Annotated in this window: 8 protein-coding genes; 3 read left to right on the top strand and 5 right to left on the bottom strand. The window is 41.5% G+C overall.

The genetic code is table 11. The annotated features are described in order from the left end of the window. The first annotated feature begins 115 nt into the window (after nt 1-115). Nucleotides 116-463: a DUF760 domain-containing protein gene (locus IQ246_RS27755; protein WP_194006510.1), complete on the top strand. Its 348-nt coding sequence runs from the start codon at nt 116-118 to the stop codon at nt 461-463. Between the two features lie 57 nt (nt 464-520). On the opposite strand, the gene IQ246_RS27760 is transcribed toward IQ246_RS27755, so the two are convergent. Next, complete coding sequence (locus IQ246_RS27760) at nt 521-1,726, bottom strand: HhoA/HhoB/HtrA family serine endopeptidase (protein WP_194006511.1); 1,206 nt, start codon at nt 1,724-1,726, stop codon at nt 521-523. A 370-nt stretch (nt 1,727-2,096) separates the two neighbouring features. Here IQ246_RS27760 and IQ246_RS27765 point away from each other — a divergent pair, with 370 nt between their 5' ends. After that, nucleotides 2,097-2,987, top strand: a complete 891-nt coding sequence (locus tag IQ246_RS27765; RefSeq protein WP_194006512.1) for a M23 family metallopeptidase — start codon at nt 2,097-2,099, stop codon at nt 2,985-2,987. A gap of 86 nt (nt 2,988-3,073) precedes the next feature. On the opposite strand, the gene IQ246_RS27770 is transcribed toward IQ246_RS27765, so the two are convergent. From IQ246_RS27770 to IQ246_RS27785, 4 genes are all read right to left on the bottom strand, one after another. Continuing rightward, nucleotides 3,074-4,111, bottom strand: coding sequence for an isochorismatase (locus IQ246_RS27770; protein ID WP_194006513.1), 1,038 nt, complete (start codon nt 4,109-4,111; stop codon nt 3,074-3,076). Nucleotides 4,112-4,151: 40 nt separating this feature from the next. After that, nucleotides 4,152-4,445: a type II toxin-antitoxin system YoeB family toxin gene (locus tag IQ246_RS27775; protein ID WP_208492329.1), complete on the bottom strand. Its 294-nt coding sequence runs from the start codon at nt 4,443-4,445 to the stop codon at nt 4,152-4,154. Nucleotides 4,446-4,450: 5 nt separating this feature from the next. Then, nucleotides 4,451-4,669 (bottom strand): hypothetical protein, encoded by a 219-nt coding sequence (locus IQ246_RS27780; RefSeq protein WP_194006515.1) that lies wholly within the window; start codon nt 4,667-4,669, stop codon nt 4,451-4,453. Nucleotides 4,670-4,855: 186 nt separating this feature from the next. After that, nucleotides 4,856-5,725 (bottom strand): phosphotransferase, encoded by an 870-nt coding sequence (locus IQ246_RS27785; RefSeq protein WP_208492330.1) that lies wholly within the window; start codon nt 5,723-5,725, stop codon nt 4,856-4,858. A 438-nt stretch (nt 5,726-6,163) separates the two neighbouring features. Here IQ246_RS27785 and ispG point away from each other — a divergent pair, with 438 nt between their 5' ends. Next, a complete protein-coding gene (gene ispG, locus IQ246_RS27790) occupies nt 6,164-7,390 on the top strand; it encodes a (E)-4-hydroxy-3-methylbut-2-enyl-diphosphate synthase (protein ID WP_194006517.1) in 1,227 nt (408 codons plus the stop codon). Nucleotides 7,391-7,490: the final 100 nt, after the last annotated feature.

The raw sequence follows: 7,490 nt of genomic DNA on the forward strand, positions 1-7,490 counted from the left end.
CCAATGCCCCATCCCCAATGCCCCCTCCTCTTCTAGACTTATACCCGTGGTGAATGCGCTACCCTTGTACTATGGTTTAGAGTAGAATTAGCAACTAAGCTAAATAAAACTGCCAATGGTGTTTAATCCTGACTTTTTGAATGACAACTCTGAGGAACACCCCAATCAGCTTCTGAACGACCACTCTGAGGAATACCCCAATCAGTTGCTCAAATATCTACAGCATCAGTCTCCTGATGTTTTAGCCCGCGTAGCCCAATCTGTTAGCCCCGAAATTAAACAAATCATTTCGCAAAATGTCCAAGGACTAGTGGGAATGCTCCCCGCGGAAAATTTCAACGTGCAAATTACAACAGATCGGGATAACCTAGCTGGGCTTTTAGCATCGGCGATGATGACGGGGTATTTTCTACGTCAGATGGAACAAAGGATGCAGTTAGAACATTTGTCTGACACTCAATAGTCAAAAGTCGAAAGTCCAAGAATTTTTGACTCTTGACTGTGAGCAGATGGCTGTTGACTACTTTTTGGGATAAATCCCTGACTGCACTTTGAAGGTTTGAATTTTTCCACTGCGGTTGACTTCGATCGCCAGGATATCTCCGACTGAACTGGATTCGACCAGCTTCTGTACTTGGGCTGAGGTTTTGACTGTTTTACCATTAACTTTTTGAATAACGTCTCCTGGGAGCAGTCCCCCTCGCTTAGCTGGCGAATCGTCTAAAACTCCTTTAATCACAATTCCAGCATCCTGCTGAATATTGAGCTGATTCTCTTGATTAATTTGCTGTTTCTTGGTTGGAGAAAGGTCTGTCATTTCAACACCCAAGAAAGGATGTTCCACGCGCCCTTTGGTAAACAATTCACTAGCAATACGGGCGGCGGTTTCAATGGGGATAGCAAAACCAAGTCCTTGAGCATCGGCGCGGATAGCAGTGTTAACGCCAATCACCTCTCCTTGGGCGTTTAATAAGGGCCCACCAGAATTACCAGGGTTAATTGCAGCATCGGTTTGGATAAAGCTGACTCGCTTATCTGGGACACCAACTTGAGCGCTGGTGCGATCTGTAGCGCTGATGATGCCAATAGTGACAGTATTATCTAAACCTAGGGGATTGCCAATTGCGATCGCCCACTGTCCTGGTATCAAATTTTGCGAATTACCTAGCTTCACTGTAGGCAAATCATTCGCTCTTATCTTCACAACTGCCACATCTGTCACAGCATCCACTCCCGCCACCTTCCCTTCAAAAGTCCTACCATCCTTGAGGGTAACTTGTACTGTATCTGTATCTGCTACCACATGAGCGTTGGTCAGTAATTCTCCATTTTCGCTCAAAATAAATCCTGATCCTGTACCACGCTCAATTCGTTCTTGGGGAATTGGCTGCTCATCCTCTCCAAAGAATCGACGTAAAAGCGGATTTTTCAAAGCGTCAGAGATCGGATTCGCTACTTTACGGGTGGCATTAATTCGTACCACCGCCGGACCTACTCTTTGTACTGCCGTAGCAATAAAATTTAGATTATCGCCTCCAGTAGTCCCCATCGATCCGTTGACTGGATTAGGAACTACGGACTCTGGTGGTGAAGCCATTGTGACATTTTTTAGCTGCCGAAATACGTGATTTTGCGGCAGTAGATAGCGGCTGCTAAACAAACCTGCACCGCCGCCAATTGCCAGTAAAGATAGATAAGCAGCCAGTTGCTTTAAGGATAAATTCATAATCATTACGCTTAAGGACAGCAATGCAGTTGCTAATTTCTAAGTGTAGTCAAGCAAACGGTAAGTGGACAGGTTAATTTACATAAGAATTGGCAGGATTGGGGATGAGGCATTGGGGAGCACAGATTAGGGTTAGGAAAGAGATGATAGGTAATAGGGCAATGCCTCGCGCTTAAGGGATAAAAGGGAAAGGCTAAATTTACCCTTTACCTAGGGCACAAAACAGATAAGAAGTGCTCATAAGGGAAAGTATTGGGTGATAGGGAATAATCTGTACCCTCAATCCTACTTCAGTACCCAATCCCCAATCTCCCAGATCTTACGATTCCCCATTTAAAATCTAAAGTTAACGCCCTCTTGACGTACATACATGACTTTACCCTATCGTCAACTATTTCTCTGTAGCTTAGTCAGCGCTTTGGGGCTAGCATCCATACTACCAGGCTCGAACACCGCCGACGCTGCTGTAGGAGATTGCCCAACTCCAGCCTTATCTCGCTTTCAACGCCATAAAGTCGCTCGTGGCGAAACTTTGGAGAGCATAGCCCAGCGCTACAATCTCATTCCTACAACTATTATCGGCATGAATCCAGCTTTGCAGAATGGTGCTGTTGCTGTTGGTAGTGTACTTCAGATTCCTCCCTACAACGGCGTTGTTGTTGAAGTGCCTCGCGGCCAAACTTGGCGACAAGTAGCAACAAGGTACAAAGTCCGTGCTGATACACTGTTTGAGGTAAATGGCTGTCAAAAAAACCCTAGAATTGTGTTTGTTCCAGGGGTAAATTGGTCGCCGAATCGTTCTATAACTAAATCCCCTTCCCCTAGTGATGCAGGGACACAAAACCGTGTCTCACTGGTTGGTTATCCCCTGGCGCAAACGACAACTGTGGTACTACCTTATGGCTGGCAAATTAATCCTACAACAGGTGAAGTTTTCTTCCATAGTGGTATCGATTTACTAGCAACAGTAGGTACTCCTGTACAGGCGATCGCTCCAGGAACTGTAGCTTTTGCTACTGACCAAGGTACTTATGGCAAGTTAGTTATTATTAACCATGGTAGTGGACTCCAAAGCCGCTACGCTCAACTTGACAGTATCAAAGTTACTGTTGGCCAGCAAGTCAAAAAAGGAGACTTACTAGGAACAGTAGGTACTAGTGGAAAACCAACTTCCAATCAGCCTCATCTCCATTTTGAAGTACGTTCTAGCTCATCTCTAGGTTGGGTAGCGGAAGATCCAAAGAGTTATTTAAAGAAATGAGGTTTGTTTTGAAACGTATATGCGTTCCGTCTTCCCGCAGGGGTAAGCACAAAGGAGTGTGGCGAAAATCTTTGTGTTCCTGTGGTTTAAAAAAATAATGAGATAGGTTCGGTAGATTTTATTATGTGCATTCCTGCTTCTGCAAACCTTGTAAATGCCGCATCTGCCTGTTCTGTGTAGTCTACAACATCAGGAACAACAACGGGAGAAGTGCAATCTTCTAACAGATAAACTTTTTTAGCAAGGGTCGCATCTATCTGTTTAATTTCTGTTAATAAATCGTCAATTGTCCAGGCGACGCAGTGACTTTTAGCTTGACCGCCAATAATTATGGCATCAAATTCTAAAAGTTGCTTAATCAGACGTGTGTTCTTTTGAGCAAGTGGACGTTGCTCAAAATCTTCCAACACCTCTGGACGTAAGATGGAATAGTTTTCTGTTAATGGACTCTCCCCTTTAATTTCAAATTGCGTCTGACATTGACGAGCAATACAGTGAAAAAATATTGCTTCCTCCACAGATGAAACTAAAGCATGACCAATACCACCCAACATCGAATGATAAGGCCAAACAATGAGGGGATATTTACCGTCTTTACTTAGTTGCTTAACATAGTGATAGGCATGTTTTTCTAATAATTCATAATCTCCATAAGTAATACTTTCAGCAACTGCTGGATTAACTTTCCAGATACCTTTTTCAATATCTGTTGGAGTAATACTAGTAGCTGCTGGGATAGGATGTTCTCCGGCGGCATTAACCCAGAAAATAGGATGGAAAATTTGCGTTGCTGTGTGGGTATCTAGTGTGGGTATAATTGTTGTAATTACTCCCAAGTTACGATAGATAAATTCACATAATCGCTGATTATCATTTACCGCTCCATCTCCAGATTTGCCACCAACAAATAATTCAAATCCAGGGATACAGAAGGTGTTTTGCACATCAATTAAAAGTAAACAAATGCGGGTTTGGTCAAAAGATGCTGGCTTAATGTGATTTTGTTTTGCCCATGCTTCAGCTTCCGCTGCACGTTCTTGGTAAGGTACGCGCCAAACTTCGCCGACTTTTTCAGCGTTAAAGTGTTGAGGAATGGGTAGTTGGGTTGTTATTTTTGTATTCATATAAAATCTGTTCTGATTTTTTATATTTTATTTATATCAATTAAGAACAATGTTTTACATAGTAAACATCATCATGAAAATCTAGAGTCAATAATAATACGTATTCTTCTCCTGAGCCAGGATTCACAACGAAGTTAAAGAAAATACGAGTACTATAGTTAATTGAAGATGACCATATACCCGATAAATCACCTTTTAACTGATGACTACCTAAATTGGGTTGAAATGGATCTTCAGCTATTTGTTGCAAAACTTGCTCAATTTGAAAACGTAGTTCAGGATTTTTCTTGACAACACGCTTAAAAGCACGAATAAAGATGGGACTCCAAACCAAATTTTTCACTCGTCTAACTCCGACATCAAGTTTGCAACTGAACCAAACCGGACTTTACCCTGAGCATAATCACTCTCTGCTTGCGCGATTTCTTTTAATAAATCATCTCGTCGTCGTTGTTTGAGGTGCTTTTGAATCATCTCTATAAGCATAGCTTGCTCCTCTGGCTCAAGTGCTTCTACAACCTCTATAGCTTTATGAAATGCCGATGTTTTTTCCACCATGAGTGTTCAATGATTTGATAATAAGTATAATTGATCTGATAGGGTGTGCGATCGCCTCTAATACCCTTGGCATTTGCACATATATATAATAGTATATTTGTCTTATTACAATATAGATTTAGTATCACCGATAATGGTCTTATAAATTGATCATAATTAGGTATTTTTTAGAATATCTAATCAAAGCTATGTTATAAAATTATCACTTTCTACATTATCTAAAATTTTCAACATCGCCAATCGTTCATCAAGCCAATCATCCGTAAACCACCCATAAGGTAAAACGTCACCAACTACATTTGTGCTAATTCCCATTACCCAAATATGAGCAGCTTTGATAAACACAGGAATTGATGTCAGTTCAGACTCACTCAGTTTACGAATTGCTTGATAACCTTCAACAAAACTGTTTTTGACAGTAACATCTATTTTCATCCTCAGCGCTGCATGTAAAAACTTTGCAATATCAAAAGCACGCCAGCCATAACCGCACTGGTCAAAATCAAATAACGTCGGCTCATTTTGTTTTGTAAAATTGGCATTTCCTGAATGAACATCGCCAATACAAATTCCATATCCAGGTGCTAATAAAGTTAATTTCAATTCTGCAATTTGGTTTTTAATGTTATCAATTTTTTGCTGAAAGAAATCAAGATCCTTTTTTCGGTATTGGTAGAGAGGTGTAATTGATCTTATTGACCAATCAAGTAAGTATTCATTATTTAATATGGGGCGACTAAAGCTGCTTTTAAAAGAATTTAGTACCTGATGAATTTCTGCTAGCACCTCTCCCAAAATATAACTTTGTTTAGTATCAAGCTTGCCATCAACTGCATATCCAGATGCATAGGAAAATACAGCCACATAGCGTTTTCCCTCTGGTGCAGCAATCTCTGTGGTTAAACCGCCGTCAATTCTAGTAATAGGATAAGCAACTGGCTGCTTTTGCTCATGCAGAAACGATAATAATTCCAGCTCAAAATCAATCTCTTGCTTATTTCTCCAACCACGCCGATAAACCCGCAGAATATACTTTTCTTCCTCTGTTTCTACCAAATATGTATCATTTAGCCCCCGCTTGTATAGCTTACAGCTACAGAGTTTATTAATTGGATATTTGTCGAGTACAGTGCCAATTAAAGCTGCACCGCTAGGAATTGAATGAATTACAGGTATGAAAGGTTTGTTCATAGAATTAGAAGTGCGCTGATAATATTTACAACTCAGTATTAGAACGAGAGTTTCTCTGCGAGACGCTACGCGAACGTTAAGATTCGCTAACGCAATTCACACTACATCAGCTAGAAAAGCTTTAAAGTTACATATTTTAATAGATCAGAAAAATCTATAAATCTTTTGGTTGTCTCTCATTTGGTATCATTCTCCCTTTTTTTTCTACTTAATCGTTCAAAAAAGCCCCACCTGTGGCAATCTGGGAAACAGAGATTTATCAAATCAGATATTTTAGCTACAGCAAATTTACTCAATCAGGTTATGCAAACTCTGCCCACAGTAAATACTTCAAATACCACATCAAGTCAATCCACTTTTGATACAACTATCAAGCGGCGTAAAACCCGCCCTGTAAAGGTGGGAGATGTCACCATTGGGGGTAGTTATCCCGTTGTGGTGCAGTCGATGATCAACGAAGACACTCTTGATGTTGATGGTTCGGTAGCTGCTATTCGTCGTCTGCACGAAATTGGCTGTGAAATTGTCCGCGTCACTGTACCTAGTTTGGCTCACGCCAAAGCGCTGGGAGAAATTAAACAAAAATTAATTAAAACTTACCGAGACGTGCCAATTGTGGCTGATGTACATCACAATGGTCTAAAAATCGCTGTGGAAGTTGCCAAGCACATAGAAAAAGTGCGGATTAATCCGGGTTTGTATGTCTTTGAAAAACCAAATATTAATAGAACCGAGTACACTAAAGCCGAATTTGACGAAATTGGGGAAAAAATCCGCGAAACCCTAGAACCTCTAGTAGTTTCTTTGCGCGATCAAGGTAAATCGATGCGAATAGGGGTAAATCACGGTTCCCTCGCAGAAAGGATGCTATTTACCTACGGTGACACACCAGAAGGGATGGCGGAATCTGCCATAGAATTTATTCGCATCTGTGAATCTTTGGACTTCCACAACTTAGTAATTTCGATGAAAGCTTCGCGAGTACCGGTGATGGTAGCCGCCTATCGACTCATCGCCAAACGCATGGATGAATTGGGTATGGATTATCCCCTGCATTTAGGCGTAACGGAAGCTGGTGATGGTGAATACGGGCGAATTAAATCTACAGCCGGTATTGCCACATTACTTGCTGATGGCATTGGTGATACAATTCGCGTGTCACTTACAGAACCACCAGAAAAAGAAATTCCCGTCTGCTACAGCATTTTGCAAGCTTTGGGATTGCGGAAGACAATGGTGGAGTATGTCGCCTGTCCTTCCTGTGGACGTACTCTGTTTAACCTTGAAGAAGTGCTACACAAAGTTAGGGAAGCTACGAAGCATCTCACAGGGCTGGACATAGCAGTTATGGGGTGTATTGTCAATGGCCCAGGAGAAATGGCGGATGCTGACTATGGTTACGTGGGCAAGACCCCTGGTTATATTTCTTTGTATCGTGGCAGAGAAGAAATTAAAAAAGTCCCAGAAGACAGAGGTGTAGAGGAATTAATTAACCTGATTAAGGCAGATGAACGCTGGGTAGAGCCATAGAATTACTGGGGACTGGGGACTGGGAACTGAGAAAAGGTTAAAAAATAAGGGGATGGTTTTCTCTTTCCCCAATGCCCAATGCCCCATCCCCAATGCCCAA

The sequence above is a fragment of the aff. Roholtiella sp. LEGE 12411 genome, from assembly GCF_015206995.1.
In the GTDB taxonomy this organism is placed as follows: Bacteria; Cyanobacteriota; Cyanobacteriia; order Cyanobacteriales; family Nostocaceae; genus Komarekiella.